Genomic DNA, 14,883 nt, shown 5'->3' with positions numbered 1-14,883 from the left:
TGGCGGCATACAGCCGAACATGGAGTCGCCCGGCCCACCGCTATCGCAGGCAAGCCAGCTCCCACATTGAAATTGCGGTGCTGCTGGTTTCAACTTTCAGCGTGTTCAAATCAACAAATAATCGCGGCCTTCGACCTGGCCCCGACGCAGCGGGTTCTTCGTGCAATAGGGCGCGTAGCCCGCATCAACGAAGCGGTACATCAAATGCTCATCGCGACCACTGGGAATGCCCAGGCGCGTGGTCTGGATGATCTGCGTCGGCGCCTGGCCCACGTCTTCAACGTAGAGCAACTCCTGGTCAAATCGCTTGGCATCCCACATCGGCACTTTCAGGCCCAGGGCTTTACACAGCAGGGTTTGGCCGGCGCAGAGTTTCTGCGAGGGGCGAGGGTGACCGTTGGCGTCCGGGTTGTTCAGCAGCATCTGCGCCAGGCTCGCCGGGCCGCAGATTTCATCGACCCACGGATACGCCGATTTGATCAGCACGGCATTGCCCGGGCCGTGGGCGCTGAAGTTAAGCGAATCGCCACCACGGGCGTAGTACATGTAGATGTGCCCACCGTCCAGAAACAAAGCCTTACGTTTTTCTGTGTAGCCGAGTGAGGCGTGACTGCCTTTTTCGGCCACGTAATAGGCTTCGGTTTCAATAATTCGCGCTGAAAGCCAGAGATCGCCGACACGATGGCGTATGACTTTTCCAAGTAATTCGCGCGCGAGCACTTGTGCATCACGGTCGAAGAAGCTGTCGGGCAGGGCGCTGGCAGGGCGTTGCGGGGCAAAACTGGACATGGCGGTAAGGTTAATACGGCTAAATGTGACCGAATAATAACAACTCCCACCTTAATTACTGCTGAACCCCAAGTTTTTACAGTTCATTTCGACCATCCGCCCCTCACCGCTGTCAGTCGGGCGGCGTCACAGCTATAATCTGCCGCTTTCCTCTTTGCCAAGACTCCCCGACCATGACTGAGTCCGTTCTTGACTACATGACCCGCCTGGGTCGCGCTGCCCGTCAGGCCTCGCGGTTGATCGCCCGCGCGAGCACCGCGCAGAAGAACCGTGCCCTGCTGGCTGCCGCCGATGCTCTGGATGCTTCGCGCTCCGAGTTGGCCGCTGCCAACGAACTGGACCTGGCCAACGCCCGCGCCAATGGCCTGGAACCAGCCCTGCTGGACCGCCTGGCGCTGACCCCGGCACGTATCGACGACATGATCGAAGGCTTGCGTCAGGTGGCCAAGCTGCCTGACCCCATCGGTGAAATCCGCGATATGCGTTACCTGCCGTCTGGCATCCAGGTCGGCAAGATGCGCGTGCCACTGGGCGTGATCGGCATCATTTATGAGTCGCGCCCGAACGTGACCATCGACGCCGCGAGCCTGTGCCTCAAGTCCGGCAACGCCACCATCCTGCGTGGCGGTTCCGAGGCGATTAATTCCAACCGCGCGATTGCCGCCTGCATTCAGCAAGGCCTGGCCGTGGCCGAGTTGCCGGCTGAAGTGGTGCAAGTGGTGGAAACCACCGACCGTGCCGCCGTTGGCGCGCTGATCACCATGCCGGAATTTGTCGACGTGATCGTGCCGCGCGGTGGCAAGAGCCTGATCGAGCGCGTGAGCCGTGATGCCAAGGTGCCGGTGATCAAGCACCTGGACGGCGTGTGCCACGTGTTCATCGACGTCGCTGCCGATATTGATAAGGCGATCCGCATCGCCGACAACGCCAAGACCCACCGTTACGCCCCGTGCAACACCATGGAAACCCTGCTGGTGCACGCAGGCATTGCCGATCGCGTGCTGCCGCCGCTGGCTTCCATCTACCGTGACAAGGGCGTGGAGTTGCGCGGTTGCGAGCGCACCCGTGCGCTGCTCGGCGCGGACGTGATCGAAGCAACTGAACAAGACTGGTACACCGAGTACACGGCGCCGATCCTGTCGATCCGCATCGTCGACGACTTGGACCAGGCCATCGAGCACATCAACAAATACGGCTCCAAGCACACCGACGCCATTGTTTCCGAGCATTTCAGCGATGCCCGGCGTTTCCTCAACGAAGTGGATTCCGCTTCGGTGATGGTCAACGCCTCGACGCGCTTTGCCGATGGCTTCGAGTATGGCCTGGGGGCGGAGATCGGCATTTCTACCGACAAGCTCCACGCACGCGGCCCGGTTGGCCTTGAAGGCCTGACCAGCGAGAAGTACGTGGTGTTCGGCGACGGTCATGTGCGCACTTGATGGCTAAACGCATCGGGCTGCTCGGCGGCACCTTCGACCCCGTGCACATCGGCCATTTGCGCAGTGCCCTGGAAGTCGCGGATGCCCTCGCGCTGGATGAGCTGCGGGTGATGCCCAATGCGCGCCCGCCCCATCGCGATACGCCGCAGGTGTCAGCGCAGCAACGCCTGGAAATGGTGCGGCTTGCCGTAGACGGCATAGCGCCGCTGGTGGTGGACGACCGCGAGCTCAAGCGCGATAAACCGTCCTACACTGTCGATACCCTGGAACTGATGCGTGCCGAATTGGCCGCGGACGACCAGTTGTTTCTGCTTTTGGGCTGGGACGCATTTTGCGGCCTGCCCTCTTGGCATCGCTGGGAGGAACTCCTCCAGCATTGCCACATCCTGGTTTTGCAACGCCCGGATGCCGACAGCGAACCGCCGGATGCCTTGCGCAACCTGCTGGCCGCGCGGTCGGTAAGTGACCCCTTGGCCCTGACCGGGCCGAACGGGAATATTGCATTCGTCTGGCAGACCCCGCTTGCGGTGTCTGCCACCCAGATCCGTCAACTGCTGGCCAGCGGGAAGTCGGTACGTTTCCTGGTGCCTGACGCGGTCCTGGCCTACATCGATGCGCACGGGCTTTACCGTGCGTCGAACTGAAAAGGCGCGCTTGTCGCTACGCACAGTCGTGCAGCGAGCGCCCGAACATACGAGCAAAACGAGTTTTATATGACGAACAAAGACGTAAGCAAAGTTAAGCGCAAAGGCACGTTCAAAAGCGCCCCGCTGCCAGTTGAAGCGCACACCGGCCCTGAGCTGGCTGGCGAAGAGCTGGTAAAAGTGGCCGTAGCTGCCCTGGAAGACGTTAAGGCCCAGGACATCCAGGTCCTGGACGTGCGCGACAAACAGAGCATCACCGATTTCATGATCATCGCCACCGGTACTTCCAACCGTCAGATCGGCGCGATGCTCGACAAGGTTCGCGAAGCCGTCAAAGCCCAGGGCGTCAAGCCGCTGGGTGAAGAAGGCAAGGGCGACAGCGACTGGGTGCTGCTGGACATGGACGACGTGATCGTTCACATGATGACCTCCAATGCCCGTCAGTTCTACGACCTGGAGCGTCTGTGGAAAGGCGCCGAGCAGAGCCGCGCCGCTGATGGCAAGCACCACAGCCCGGAAGTGGGCCACGCGCACTTCGACAAGCTCAACAAAGACCAGGAATAAGGAACGGCTGTGCGCCTGCGTCTGATCGCTGTCGGTTCACGCATGCCCAAGTGGGTGGAAGAAGGCTGGCACGAGTATGCCAAGCGTCTGCCCGCTGAGCTGTCGCTGGAACTGGTAGAAATACCGCTCAACACCCGGGGCAAGAATGCCGACGTGGCGCGCTTTATCCGTCAGGAAGGCGAAGCCATGTTGGCCAAGGTCGGCCCCAACGAGCGCATCGTCACCCTTGAGGTGCACGGCAAGCCCTGGAGCACCGAGCAGTTGGCGGTGGAACTGGACCGCTGGCGCCTGGATTCGCGTACGGTCAACTTCATGGTCGGCGGCCCCGAAGGGCTGGCGCCGGAAGTCTGTGCGCGGGCGGACCAGCGCTGGTCGTTGTCGGCGCTGACGCTGCCGCACCCGTTGGTAAGGATTCTGATCGGTGAACAGCTGTATCGCGCCTGGACAGTTCTGTCCGGGCACCCTTACCACAAATAATCTGCGCCTCTCCCGATGACCCAGCCGATCCGCATCAAGGACCACGAGAAAGACGCACGTCTGGTACGCGCGCGGGTCGTGTTCGGCGCTTTTATGGTGGTGGGGCTGATCGGTGTGCTGATTGCGCGCCTGTATTTCCTGCAGGTGATCCAGTACGACTATCACTCCACGCTGTCGGAAAACAACCGGGTGCATGTGCAGCCGATTCCGCCGACGCGTGGGCTGATCTTCGACCGTAATGGCGTGGTGGTTGCGGATAATCGGCCCAGCTTCAGCCTGAGCATGACCCGCGAGCGTTCCGGCGACTGGCAGCAGATCCTCGATGTGATTGTCGAGGTGCTGCAGTTGACGCCGGAAGACCGTGTGATCTTCGAAAAGCGCATGAAGCAGGGGCGCCGGCCATTCGAGCCGGTGCCAATCCTGTTTGAGCTGACCGAAGAGCAGATCGCGCGGATCGCCGTGAACCAGTTCCGCCTGCCCGGTGTGGAAGTGGTGGCGCAGTTGGTGCGGCATTACCCGCAAGGGCCGCACTTTGCCCACTCCGTCGGCTACATGGGGCGCATCAACGAGAAAGAGCTGAAAAGCCTCGATCCGGTGAATTACAGCGGCACCCACCACATAGGCAAAACCGGCATCGAGCGTTTCTACGAGCCCGAGCTGCACGGCCAGGTGGGTTACGAAGAAGTCGAAACCAACGCCCGAGGCCGCGTGCTGCGGGTGCTCAAGCGCACCGACCCGGTGCCGGGCAAAGACATCGTGCTGAGCCTGGACATCAAGCTGCAGGAAGCGGCCGAGATGGCCCTGGGCGGTCGGCGTGGCGCCGTGGTGGCACTGGACCCGAAAACCGGCGAAGTGCTGGCGATGGTCAGCCAGCCGAGTTTCGACCCCAACCTGTTCGTCACCGGCATCAGCTTCAAGGCCTACGCCGAGCTGCGTGATTCCATCGACCGGCCGCTGTTCAACCGTGTGTTGCGCGGGCTGTATCCGCCAGGCTCGACCATCAAGCCGGCGGTGGCGATTGCCGGTTTGGATTCGGGTGTGGTCACCGCCTCCAGCCGTGTGTTCGACCCCGGCTACTACATGCTGCCCAACTACGATCACAAGTACCGTAACTGGAACCGCACCGGTGACGGCTATGTCGACCTGGACACCGCGATCATGCGCTCCAACGACACCTATTTTTATGACCTGGCCCACAAGCTCGGCATCGACCGGCTTTCTGCCTATATGGGCAAATTCGGCCTCGGCCAGAAAGTCTCCCTGGACATGTTCGAAGAGTCCCCAGGCCTGATGCCGTCGCGGGAGTGGAAGCGCGCGACCCGCCGCCAGGCGTGGTTCCCGGGTGAAACCCTGATCCTCGGCATCGGCCAGGGCTATATGCAGGCAACGCCTTTGCAGCTGGCCCAGGCCACCGCGCTGGTGGCCAACAAAGGCATCTGGAACCGTCCGCACTTGGCCAAGACCGTCGAAGGCGAGCGGCCGGTGGATGAAAACCCGATCCCCGATATCGTGCTGCGCGACCCGTCCGACTGGGCCAAGGTCAACCACGGCATGCAGCAAGTGATGCACGGCGCCCGTGGCACTGCGCGTAAAGCGGCGGCCGGCGCGCAGTACCGCATTGCCGGCAAGAGCGGTACTGCGCAGGTGGTTGCTATCAAGCAGGGCGAAAAATACGACCGTTCCAAGGTTCAGGAGCGTCACCGCGACCACGCCTTGTTCGTCGGTTTTGCCCCGGCAGACGACCCGAAAATCGTCGTGGCAGTGATGGTCGAGAACGGTGAGTCCGGCTCCGGCGTGGCTGCGCCTGTGGTGCGCCAGATCATGGACGCCTGGCTGTTGGCCGACGACGGCAGGCTCAAATCCGAATATGGTGGCCCCCCTTCAAGCACCGAGGTTACGGCCCGTGAAGAGTAATTTTGACCGCATCCTCTCCAGCGAAGATGTGATGCGTCGCCGTGCGACGTTGTTGCAACGTATGCACATTGATGGCCCGTTGCTGATCCTGCTGCTGACCTTGGCGGCCGGCAGCCTGTTCGTGTTGTATTCGGCCAGCGGCAAGAACTGGGACCTGCTGATCAAGCAGGCGTCGTCGTTCGGTCTGGGCCTGTTGTCGATGGTCGTGATCGCCCAGCTCGAGCCACGTTTCATGGCGCGCTGGGTGCCGTTGGGCTATGTCGCCGGCGTATTGCTGCTGGTGGTGGTGGACGTGATGGGCCACAACGCCATGGGCGCGACGCGCTGGATCAACATTCCGGGGGTGATTCGCTTCCAGCCGTCGGAATTCATGAAGATCCTGATGCCGGCGACCATTGCCTGGTATCTGTCCAAGCGCACCTTGCCGCCGCAGCTCAAGCACGTGGGCATCAGCCTGATCCTGATCGGCGTGCCGTTTATCCTGATTGTGCGCCAGCCCGACCTCGGCACCTCGCTGCTGATTCTCGCGGGCGGTGCGTTCGTGCTGTTTATGGGCGGCTTGCGCTGGCGCTGGATCCTCAGCGTACTGGCCGCCGCCATCCCGGTGGCCGTGGCCATGTGGTTCTTCTTTATGCACGACTACCAGAAGCAGCGGATCCTCACGTTCCTCGACCCGGAGAGCGACCCGCTGGGCACCGGCTGGAACATCATCCAGTCCAAGGCGGCCATCGGTTCCGGCGGCGTATTTGGCAAGGGTTGGCTGCTGGGCACCCAGTCACACTTGGACTTTTTGCCTGAAAGCCACACCGACTTCATTATTGCGGTGTTGGGCGAAGAGTTCGGCCTGGTGGGCATTTGCGCGCTGTTGCTGATTTATTTGCTGTTGATTGGCCGCGGGCTGGTAATCACCGCACAGGCGCAGACCCTGTTCGGCAAATTGCTCGCCGGCAGCCTGACCATGACTTTTTTTGTTTACGTTTTCGTCAACATCGGTATGGTCAGTGGCCTGTTGCCGGTGGTAGGGGTGCCGTTGCCGTTCATTAGCTACGGCGGAACTTCGCTGGTGACATTGCTGTCAGCGTTTGGGGTTTTGATGTCGATTCATACGCATCGCAAATGGATCGCGCAGGTTTGAATAAGGTGAAGATGTCAATGCAAGTAATGCGCGGCTGGGCGACTCGGCATGCGTCCTGGATGAGCCTGATTGGGCTGCTGGGCGCGACGCAAGAGGCGCAGGCCGGTGACTACGATGGCTCACCCCAGGTCGCCGAATTCGTCGGTGAAATGACCCGCGACTACGGTTTTGCCGGTGAACAACTGATGGGCGTGTTCCGCGAAGCCCAGCGCAAGCAGGCGATCCTCGACGCGATCTCGCGTCCCGCCGAGCGCGTTAAACAGTGGAAAGAATACCGCCCGATGTTCCTCACCGACGCCCGCGTGGCGCGTGGCGTGGACTTCTGGCGCCAGCACGAAGCCGTGTTGGCCCGCGCCGAGCAGGAATACGGGGTGCCGGCCCAGGTTATCGTCGCCATTATTGGCATCGAAACCTTCTACGGGCGCAATACCGGCAGTTACCGGGTGATCGACGCCTTGTCGACCCTGGGCTTCGATTACCCGCCGCGCGCCGAATTCTTCCGCAAGGAGCTGCGCGAATTCCTGTTGCTGGCCCGCGAAGAGCAGGTCGACCCGCTGACCCTCAAAGGCTCCTACGCCGGTGCGATGGGCTTGCCGCAGTTCATGCCGAGCAGCTTTCGCGCTTACGCGGTGGATTTCGACGGCGACGGCCACATTAATATCTGGAGCAACCCCGACGATGCTATCGGCAGCGTGGCCAGCTATTTCAAACGCCATGGCTGGGTCGCCGGTGAGCCGGTGGTGATCCGTGCCGATGTGACTGGGGATCGTGCCGATGAAGGCCTGACCCAGGGAATCGAGCCGGTCAAGACCGTCGGGGAGTTGCGAGCGCTGGGCTGGTCGAGTCAGAATGCGCCACGCGATGATATGCCGGTGACGGCGTTCCGCCTCGAAGGCGAAAACGGCCCGGAATACTGGATGGGCCTGAAGAATTTTTACGCAATCACGCGTTATAACCGCAGTGTGATGTACGCCATGGCCGTGCATCAGCTGTCAGACATGCTGGTCCAAGCACGGGGCAACAAGTAATGCGGGCATCGCCGTTCAATAAACCGCTCAAGCTGGTGGCGTTCGCCGCGTTGTCCTTGCTGGTTGTCAGTTGTTCCTCCACCACCAGTCGTGCGCCTGCGCAGAAGTCGGCTGGCGGTGTCGTTCGCGCCCAGCCGGGCCTGGACATCAACCGCGCACACAAAGACGGCGCGCCGTGGTGGGATGTCGACGTGTCGAAAATTCCGGATGCCACGCCGACCCTGCACACCGGGCCTTACAAGGCCAACCCGTATACTGTGCTGGGCAAGAATTACTTCCCGCTGCAGGAATCCAAGACCTACGTGCAATCGGGCACGGCGTCCTGGTACGGCACCAAGTTTCATGGCCAGAACACCGCCAACGGCGAAGTGTATGACCTGTACGGCATGAGCGCGGCCCACAAGACCTTGCCGCTGCCCAGCTACGTACGGGTGACCAACCTGGACAACAACCGCACCGTGATCCTGCGGGTCAACGACCGTGGGCCGTTCTATTCGGACCGCATCATCGACTTGTCTTACGCCGCCGCGAAGAAACTCGGTTACGCCGAAATCGGCACCGCGCGCGTGAAAGTAGAAGGCATCGACCCGGCGCAGTATTGGGCGCAGCGCGGCAAACCGGCGCCGTTGATGCTCAACGAACCGCAAACGGCGCAGCCGCAGGTGACCGCGTCAACCGGCAAGATCGAGCAATGGACACCGCCGCCAGCACAGCACGCACCGGACACGGTCGTCGTGCCTCACGCAGCACCGGGCGCCTCTACCGTGGGCGGCCAGTACCTGCAAGTGGGCGCTTTCGCCAACCCGGATGCGGCAGAACTGTTAAGGTCCAAGCTCAGCGGCATGGTCAATGCGCCGGTTTTTATCAGCTCCATCGTGCGTAACCAGCAGACCCTGCACCGTGTGCGCATGGGGCCGATTGGTTCGCCAAGTGAAGTGGCGCAAGTACAGAACAGCGTGCGCCTGGCCAACCTGGGGCAACCCAGCGTAGTCACCGCCGAATAAGAAAGATTGATGGTTGGGGCTCGTACGCGGGCCTGAACCCTGGTTGTTGGCTCGTTGAACAATAAAAACCCAGGGGCAAGGGGTGAGCGGGCAACCGAACACGTGACAGTCTGGCAGCGGGCTGTCTGAATAGTTTTGCCCGCGAGGGCAAGTTTCCATAAGCAATTTCGAGAGACGGATGAACATCACCACCTTAGCCAAACGCACGTGCCTGCTTCTTTCGCTGATCATCACCCCGGCCGCCTGGGCGGTTGAAATGGTGCCGGCTTCCCCGCAACTGGCCGCCAAGGCCTGGGTTCTCATGGATGCCGCCAGCGGCAACGTGCTGGTCGAGAACAACGGTGACCAGCGCCTGCCACCGGCCAGCCTGACCAAGCTGATGACGGCTTATATCGCGACCCTGGAAATCCGTCGCGGCCAGATCGGCGAAAACGACCCGGTCACCGTCAGCGAAAACGCCTGGCGCACCGGCGGTTCGCGGATGTTCATCAAGGTGGGTTCGCAAGTCACCGTGAGCGACCTGCTGCACGGCATCATCATCCAGTCCGGTAACGACGCCAGCGTGGCCCTGTCCGAGCACATCGCCGGCAGCGAAGACGCGTTCGCCGACTTGATGAACAAGACTGCCGGCGACCTGGGCATGACCAACAGCCACTTCATGAACCCGACCGGTCTGCCGAACCCTGAGCACTACTCGTCGGCTCACGACATGGCAGTGCTGGCTCGCGCGATCATCCGTGTCGACCCGGTGCACTACGCGATCTACTCCCAGAAGGAATTCTTCTGGAACAACATCAAGCAGCCTAACCGCAACCTGCTGCTGTGGCGCGACAAGACTGTCGACGGTCTGAAAACCGGCCACACCGAAGAAGCCGGCTACTGCATGGTGTCGTCCGCTGTACGTGACGGCCAGCGCCTGATCGCCGTGGTCTTCGGCACTAACAGCGAGCAAGCCCGTGCTGCCGAGACGCAAAAACTGCTGACCTACGGTTTCCGTTTCTTCGAAACCCAGACCTTCTACCAGAAAGGCGCCGAGCTTGCTCAAGCGCCGGTATGGAAGGGCGCTACTCACCAAGTCAAAGCCGGCCTGGCTGACGACCTGACCCTGACCATGCCTAAAGGCCAGCTGAAAAAGCTCGCTGCCAGCATGACCATGAACCCACAATTGGTTGCGCCAATTGCCAAGGGTGACGTGATCGGTAAAGTCGAAGTGAAACTGGACGACAAAGTGGTGCACAGCGCCGACCTGATCGCGCTGGACGCCGTCGACGAAGGTGGTATCTTCCGCCGCGTGTGGGATAGCATCCGTCTATTCTTCTACGGCTTGTTCAACTGATTGTGTGCACCTGCAAAGCCCCGCGTTGATCCGACGCGGGGCTTTGCCCGTCGCCACGGCTTACCGCTTACGAGGCCGTTCTGCCATGACCGATAAAGAAGTAGAAGTAAAGGCGCCAAAGATCGAATTCCCAAACGTGGACTATCCCGTCAAGGTGATCAGCGATACCGGTGTGGGCAACAAAGACAAGATTCTCGAGATCGTGCGTAAACACGCGACGATCAACGACAACCGGGTGGACGAGCGTTTGAGCTCCAACGGTAAGTACACCACCATCCAGTTGCACATCGTTGCGACCGGTCAAGACCAGCTCTACGACATCAACAGCGAACTGCGGGCCACCGGCTTCGTGCACATGGTGCTGTGATGTCACAGGTCCTGGGCTTTCGCGAGCTCGGCCAGATGGCCTACGAGCCGGTCTGGCATGCCATGCAGCGCTTCACCAACGAGCGCGGCAGCTCGGCCCCGGATGAAATCTGGCTGGTGGAACACCCGCCGGTATTCACCCAGGGCCAGGCCGGCAAGGCTGAGCATCTGCTGCTGCCGGGTGATATTCCGGTGGTGCAGGTCGACCGAGGGGGTCAAGTGACTTACCATGGGCCGGGTCAGCTTGTAGCGTATCTATTGCTGGACGTGCGCAAGCTGGGGTTTGGCGTACGTGACTTGGTAAGCCGCATGGAGGCTTGCCTGATCGAGCTGTTGGCCAGTTACGGCGTGAGCGCCGCGGCCAAGCCCGATGCACCCGGTGTGTACGTGGAAGGCGCGAAAATCGCCTCCCTCGGTTTGCGGATTCGCCACGGTTGTTCCTTTCATGGCCTGGCCCTGAACGTGGACATGGACCTGGCGCCCTTCGGGCGTATCAACCCGTGCGGTTACGCAGGGTTGGCGATGACCCAACTGAGCGACCACGCCACACCGATTAAATTTGCCGAGGTAAGTGCCCGGCTGCGTGCGCAGCTCGTCAAACACCTCGACTATGCTGAGCAGACGACCCTTACGGGCGGAATCGACTGATTATGACTACTGATGCAGTGCAAACCATGATCCCGACGCTGGACATCACCGAGCGTCCGGCCCCGGCCCCGCGTGCCAAGGTGGAAGCCGGCGTCAAGCTGCGCGGCGCCGAGAAGGTTGCACGCATCCCGGTCAAGATCATCCCGACCACCGAACTGCCGAAAAAACCTGACTGGATCCGCGTGCGTATCCCGGTTTCGCCGGAAGTCGACCGTATCAAAGCACTGTTGCGCAAACACAAGCTGCACAGCGTGTGCGAAGAAGCGTCCTGCCCGAACCTGGGCGAGTGCTTCTCCGGGGGCACCGCCACCTTCATGATCATGGGTGACATCTGCACCCGTCGTTGCCCGTTCTGCGACGTTGGCCATGGCCGACCCAAGCCTCTGGACGTCAACGAGCCGGAAAGCCTGGCCATCGCCATCGCCGACCTGAAACTCAAGTACGTGGTCATCACCTCGGTAGACCGCGACGACCTGCGTGACGGCGGTGCCCAGCACTTTGCCGATTGCATCCGCGAAATCCGCAAGCTGTCGCCGAACGTGATGCTCGAAACGTTGGTGCCGGACTACCGTGGCCGCATGGACGTCGCGCTGGAAATCACCGCGGCCGAGCCGCCGGATGTGTTCAACCACAACCTGGAAACCGTACCGCGCCTGTACAAGGCCGCGCGTCCGGGTTCGGACTACCAGTGGTCGCTGACCCTGCTGCAGAAATTCAAGCAGATGATGCCGCACATCCCGACCAAATCCGGCCTGATGCTGGGCCTGGGCGAAACCGACGAAGAAGTCATCGAAGTCATGAAGCGCATGCGCGAACACGACATCGACATGCTGACCCTGGGCCAGTACTTGCAGCCGTCGCGCAGCCACTTGCCGGTGCAGCGTTTTGTGCACCCGGACGTCTTCGCCTGGTTCGCCGAGGAAGGTTACAAGATGGGCTTCAAGAACGTGGCGTCCGGCCCGCTGGTACGCTCCTCGTACCACGCCGACGAGCAGGCCAAGCTGGTCAAGGCAAGCCTGGTTTCGTAAGCCTTTGTACTGTAGGGGCGAGCACTCCTCGCTCCTACAGTATTCCCCTCCCTTTCTCTCTTCTGTTTGCAACCATCACTGGCTAGAGTGCCTGGGTAATCCAACCACGGAGAACCATGGATGATGACTCAACTCGCGGCCGCCGTTCCTGCCTTGCGCGCCGAAGGCGTGATCGGCCTGATTGCCCCCGCCGGCCCCGCCGCACTCGACGTTGAAAAAGCCACACAATGGATGCGCGCCCGCGGCTATGAGCTGCGGATCTTCCCAGGTGTATACGAACGCGACGGTTATCTGGCAGGCAGCGACGCGGTGCGCCTGCGCGACCTGCATGCGGCCTTCGCCGACCCCGAGATCGATGCCATCTTCTGCCTGCGTGGCGGCTACGGCACGCCACGCTTGCTCGATAGCCTCGATTTCGAGTTGCTGCGAGCCAACCCCAAGCCGTTCGTAGGCTACAGCGACATCACCGCATTGCACCTGGCGATCAACCGCTATGCAGGGTTCGTGACCTTTCACGGGCCGATGCTCAACGCCGACTTGCTGGGCGACAAGCAACAGCCCACGGAATCGGCATTGTTCAGCATGCTGCGTGGTCAACTGGGGGCCTGCAGTGTGCTGGCACACCCGGCCGCCTACCCGCTGACTACGCTTGAGCCTGGCATCGCTTGCGGGCGTTTGTTGGGTGGCAACTTGTCGATGATTGCGGCGGTGATGGGCACCGCCTATGAAATCAATGCCGACGGCATCATTCTGTTTATCGAGGATGTCAACGAGCCGCTCTATCGCATTGACCGCCTGCTGACTCACCTGCGCCTGGCGGGCAAGCTGGACCAGATTGCCGGTGTACTGGTGGGGGATGTGTCGGGGGTGGATAAAGCAGCGCTGGAGCGGCTGCTGAAGCAGACCTTCGAGCCGTTGTGCGTTCCGGTGCTGTCCGGCTGGCGCAGCGGGCATTGTGACCCGAACCTGACGCTGCCGATGGGCGCGATGGTGCGGCTGGATGCGGGGGAGCAGCGGCTGGTGTTGGAGCAGGATGTAGTTTTGAAATAATTGTCGCCTGTGACGCCGTCTTCGCGAGCAAGCCCGCTCCCACATTCAACGACATTCCAAGGTTGGAACTCGGTCAAATGTGGGAGCGGGCTTGCTCGCGAAGGCGATAGTCGCCATACGCCGACCTATTGGCCTTGCAACGACTCCAGCAGTTTCACGGTCGGATAGCCGTCCGCCGGCCAACCCAGCGACTGCTGCGCCGCCCGAATCGCCTTGCGCGTATTGGCACCGATAATGCCGTCTGCGTTACCCGCGTCATAGCCCTTGGCGTTGAGCACCGTCTGCAAGTCGATACGCTGGGAACGGCTCAGTGGCAGCTCGTCTTTCGGCCAGTCGCCACGAATCACCCCACCGCCACCAAAACGTTCCGACAGCAGGCCAACCGCCAGTGCGTAGGACGACGAATTGTTGTACTTGAGGATCGCGCGGAAGTTGTCCAGCACCAGGAAAGCGGGGCCACGGTAGCCGGCAGGCAGCAGCAGCGCGGCGGACAACTGGTCGACATTGGCCGGCATGCTCGCGCCAGGCGGCAGCTGGATACCGAGTTTCAACCAGTCGGCGACGGTCTTGCGTACGCCGCCGTCTGCCAGGGCGTAATCGAAGTTTGCCGGCAGCTGTTTCACCTCAAAACCCCACGGTTGGCCTGTTTGCCAGCCGGAGCTCTGCAGGTAATGTGCGGTGGAGGCGAGTGCGTCGGCCGGGCTGTTCCAGATGTCGCGGCGACCGTCGCCATCGAAGTCGACAGCGTGGGTGTTGTAGGTCGTCGGGATAAATTGGGTCTGGCCCATCGCGCCGGCCCACGAGCCTTTCATCTGGTCGGCCTGGATATCGCCATGCTGGATGATCTGCAGCGCCGCCAGCAGTTGCGCTTGTGCGAACGCCGGGCGACGGCCTTCGTAAGCCAGGGTCGCCAGGGAGCGGATCACCGAGTTATTGCCCTGGAACTGGCCGAAGTTACTCTCCATGCCCCACACCGAGACCAGTGCCTGGCGGTCAACGCCATAGCGTTGCTCGATGCTTTGCAGGATATCGGCGTACTTGATCAGTAAGGCCTGGCCGTTGCGCACGCGCAGCGGCGACAGGGCACCGTCGATGTATTCCCAAACGGGGCGGGAAAATTCCGGTTGGCTGCGGTCAGCGCGAATCACGGCCATATCGGGGGTAACGCCGGCGAAAGCGTTATCGAAGACGGCGGGTGTGATCCCGGCCTTCAGGGCGTCAACGCGAAAGCCCGCCTGCCATTCGGCAAAGGTCTGGGTCGGTTGGATATCGAGATTGTCCACGGCCAGCGGGGCGACGACAGCAGGCGCTACGGCCGGCACAGTCTGCAGCTTTGGCAGGGGTTGCGCGTCCGCGGCGGTAGGTTTTTCCGCGCAGGCGACAAGCAGAATGAGGCTGGAGGCAGCGATCAATTGGCGAACGTGCCAACGACGGGAAAGACTAGAGGGCATGCACAGGTCC

General features: G+C 61.5%; 15 protein-coding genes. 13 read left to right on the top strand and 2 right to left on the bottom strand.

The genetic code is table 11. From position 1 onward, the window contains the following. Positions 1 to 105: 105 nt before the first annotated feature. A complete protein-coding gene (locus tag ACA065_RS27025; protein ID WP_497692248.1) occupies positions 106 to 789 on the bottom strand; it encodes a DNA-3-methyladenine glycosylase in 684 nt (227 codons plus the stop codon). 173 nt (positions 790 to 962) lie between these two features. Between ACA065_RS27025 and ACA065_RS27020 the strand changes: the two genes are divergently transcribed. From ACA065_RS27020 to ACA065_RS26960, 13 genes are all read left to right on the top strand, one after another. Then, the gene (locus ACA065_RS27020; RefSeq protein ID WP_497692247.1) at positions 963 to 2,228 is read left to right on the top strand and encodes a glutamate-5-semialdehyde dehydrogenase; all 1,266 of its coding nucleotides are present in this window, start codon (positions 963 to 965) and stop codon (positions 2,226 to 2,228) included. Further along, entirely contained in the window at positions 2,228 to 2,872 is a 645-nt protein-coding gene (nadD, locus tag ACA065_RS27015; RefSeq protein ID WP_448654082.1) for a nicotinate-nucleotide adenylyltransferase, read from the top strand. The genes ACA065_RS27020 and nadD overlap by 1 nt, the downstream gene beginning before the upstream one ends. A gap of 69 nt (positions 2,873 to 2,941) precedes the next feature. Continuing rightward, positions 2,942 to 3,436, top strand: a complete 495-nt coding sequence (rsfS, locus tag ACA065_RS27010; RefSeq protein WP_003215432.1) for a ribosome silencing factor — start codon at positions 2,942 to 2,944, stop codon at positions 3,434 to 3,436. Positions 3,437 to 3,445: 9 nt separating this feature from the next. After that, the gene (gene rlmH, locus ACA065_RS27005; RefSeq protein WP_003176297.1) at positions 3,446 to 3,913 is read left to right on the top strand and encodes a 23S rRNA (pseudouridine(1915)-N(3))-methyltransferase RlmH; all 468 of its coding nucleotides are present in this window, start codon (positions 3,446 to 3,448) and stop codon (positions 3,911 to 3,913) included. A 15-nt stretch (positions 3,914 to 3,928) separates the two neighbouring features. Beyond that, the gene (gene mrdA, locus ACA065_RS27000) at positions 3,929 to 5,827 is read left to right on the top strand and encodes a penicillin-binding protein 2 (protein WP_497692246.1); all 1,899 of its coding nucleotides are present in this window, start codon (positions 3,929 to 3,931) and stop codon (positions 5,825 to 5,827) included. Positions 5,828 to 5,858: 31 nt separating this feature from the next. Next, positions 5,859 to 6,962: a rod shape-determining protein RodA gene (rodA, locus tag ACA065_RS26995; protein ID WP_162530315.1), complete on the top strand. Its 1,104-nt coding sequence runs from the start codon at positions 5,859 to 5,861 to the stop codon at positions 6,960 to 6,962. A 17-nt stretch (positions 6,963 to 6,979) separates the two neighbouring features. Continuing rightward, positions 6,980 to 7,990: a lytic murein transglycosylase B gene (gene mltB / locus ACA065_RS26990; RefSeq protein ID WP_497692245.1), complete on the top strand. Its 1,011-nt coding sequence runs from the start codon at positions 6,980 to 6,982 to the stop codon at positions 7,988 to 7,990. After that, positions 7,990 to 8,994 carry a septal ring lytic transglycosylase RlpA family protein gene (locus tag ACA065_RS26985; RefSeq protein WP_497692244.1) on the top strand — a complete coding sequence of 335 codons (1,005 nt, stop codon included), beginning with the start codon at positions 7,990 to 7,992 and terminating at the stop codon, positions 8,992 to 8,994. The genes mltB and ACA065_RS26985 overlap by 1 nt, the downstream gene beginning before the upstream one ends. A gap of 178 nt (positions 8,995 to 9,172) precedes the next feature. Beyond that, positions 9,173 to 10,330, top strand: a complete 1,158-nt coding sequence (locus ACA065_RS26980; protein WP_497692243.1) for a D-alanyl-D-alanine carboxypeptidase family protein — start codon at positions 9,173 to 9,175, stop codon at positions 10,328 to 10,330. An 85-nt stretch (positions 10,331 to 10,415) separates the two neighbouring features. Next, positions 10,416 to 10,697: a DUF493 domain-containing protein gene (locus ACA065_RS26975; protein ID WP_017136054.1), complete on the top strand. Its 282-nt coding sequence runs from the start codon at positions 10,416 to 10,418 to the stop codon at positions 10,695 to 10,697. After that, the gene (gene lipB / locus ACA065_RS26970; protein WP_497692242.1) at positions 10,697 to 11,344 is read left to right on the top strand and encodes a lipoyl(octanoyl) transferase LipB; all 648 of its coding nucleotides are present in this window, start codon (positions 10,697 to 10,699) and stop codon (positions 11,342 to 11,344) included. The genes ACA065_RS26975 and lipB overlap by 1 nt, the downstream gene beginning before the upstream one ends. Positions 11,345 to 11,370: 26 nt before the next feature. Continuing rightward, on the top strand, positions 11,371 to 12,372 hold the full coding sequence (gene lipA, locus ACA065_RS26965) for a lipoyl synthase (protein WP_163003191.1): 1,002 nt from the start codon (positions 11,371 to 11,373) through the stop codon (positions 12,370 to 12,372). A 120-nt stretch (positions 12,373 to 12,492) separates the two neighbouring features. Beyond that, on the top strand, positions 12,493 to 13,422 hold the full coding sequence (locus ACA065_RS26960) for a S66 peptidase family protein (protein WP_497692241.1): 930 nt from the start codon (positions 12,493 to 12,495) through the stop codon (positions 13,420 to 13,422). 125 nt (positions 13,423 to 13,547) lie between these two features. On the opposite strand, the gene ACA065_RS26955 is transcribed toward ACA065_RS26960, so the two are convergent. Beyond that, entirely contained in the window at positions 13,548 to 14,873 is a 1,326-nt protein-coding gene (locus ACA065_RS26955) for a lytic murein transglycosylase (protein ID WP_497692240.1), read from the bottom strand. Positions 14,874 to 14,883: the final 10 nt, after the last annotated feature.

This window comes from Pseudomonas sp. LBUM1640 (genome assembly GCF_059716225.1).
Note: the sequence above shows the minus strand (reverse complement) of the source record. Positions and strands in the feature narration are given on the sequence as shown.

What these genes read in the sequence shown, in the direction of transcription:
- ACA065_RS26960 (WP_497692241.1), top strand. Translation starts at nt 12,493, where the DNA reads ATGATGACTCAACTCGCGGCCGCCGTTCCTGCCTTGCGCGCCGAAGGC.
- ACA065_RS26985 (WP_497692244.1), top strand. Translation starts at nt 7,990, where the DNA reads ATGCGGGCATCGCCGTTCAATAAACCGCTCAAGCTGGTGGCGTTCGCC.
- nadD (WP_448654082.1), top strand. Translation starts at nt 2,228, where the DNA reads ATGGCTAAACGCATCGGGCTGCTCGGCGGCACCTTCGACCCCGTGCAC.
- rodA (WP_162530315.1), top strand. Translation starts at nt 5,859, where the DNA reads ATGCGTCGCCGTGCGACGTTGTTGCAACGTATGCACATTGATGGCCCG.
- lipA (WP_163003191.1), top strand. Translation starts at nt 11,371, where the DNA reads ATGATCCCGACGCTGGACATCACCGAGCGTCCGGCCCCGGCCCCGCGT.
- mrdA (WP_497692246.1), top strand. Translation starts at nt 3,929, where the DNA reads ATGACCCAGCCGATCCGCATCAAGGACCACGAGAAAGACGCACGTCTG.
- mltB (WP_497692245.1), top strand. Translation starts at nt 6,980, where the DNA reads ATGCAAGTAATGCGCGGCTGGGCGACTCGGCATGCGTCCTGGATGAGC.
- ACA065_RS27025 (WP_497692248.1), bottom strand. Translation starts at nt 789, where the DNA reads ATGTCCAGTTTTGCCCCGCAACGCCCTGCCAGCGCCCTGCCCGACAGC.
- ACA065_RS26975 (WP_017136054.1), top strand. Translation starts at nt 10,416, where the DNA reads ATGACCGATAAAGAAGTAGAAGTAAAGGCGCCAAAGATCGAATTCCCA.
- ACA065_RS26955 (WP_497692240.1), bottom strand. Translation starts at nt 14,873, where the DNA reads ATGCCCTCTAGTCTTTCCCGTCGTTGGCACGTTCGCCAATTGATCGCT.
- ACA065_RS26980 (WP_497692243.1), top strand. Translation starts at nt 9,173, where the DNA reads ATGAACATCACCACCTTAGCCAAACGCACGTGCCTGCTTCTTTCGCTG.
- ACA065_RS27020 (WP_497692247.1), top strand. Translation starts at nt 963, where the DNA reads ATGACTGAGTCCGTTCTTGACTACATGACCCGCCTGGGTCGCGCTGCC.
- lipB (WP_497692242.1), top strand. Translation starts at nt 10,697, where the DNA reads ATGTCACAGGTCCTGGGCTTTCGCGAGCTCGGCCAGATGGCCTACGAG.
- rsfS (WP_003215432.1), top strand. Translation starts at nt 2,942, where the DNA reads ATGACGAACAAAGACGTAAGCAAAGTTAAGCGCAAAGGCACGTTCAAA.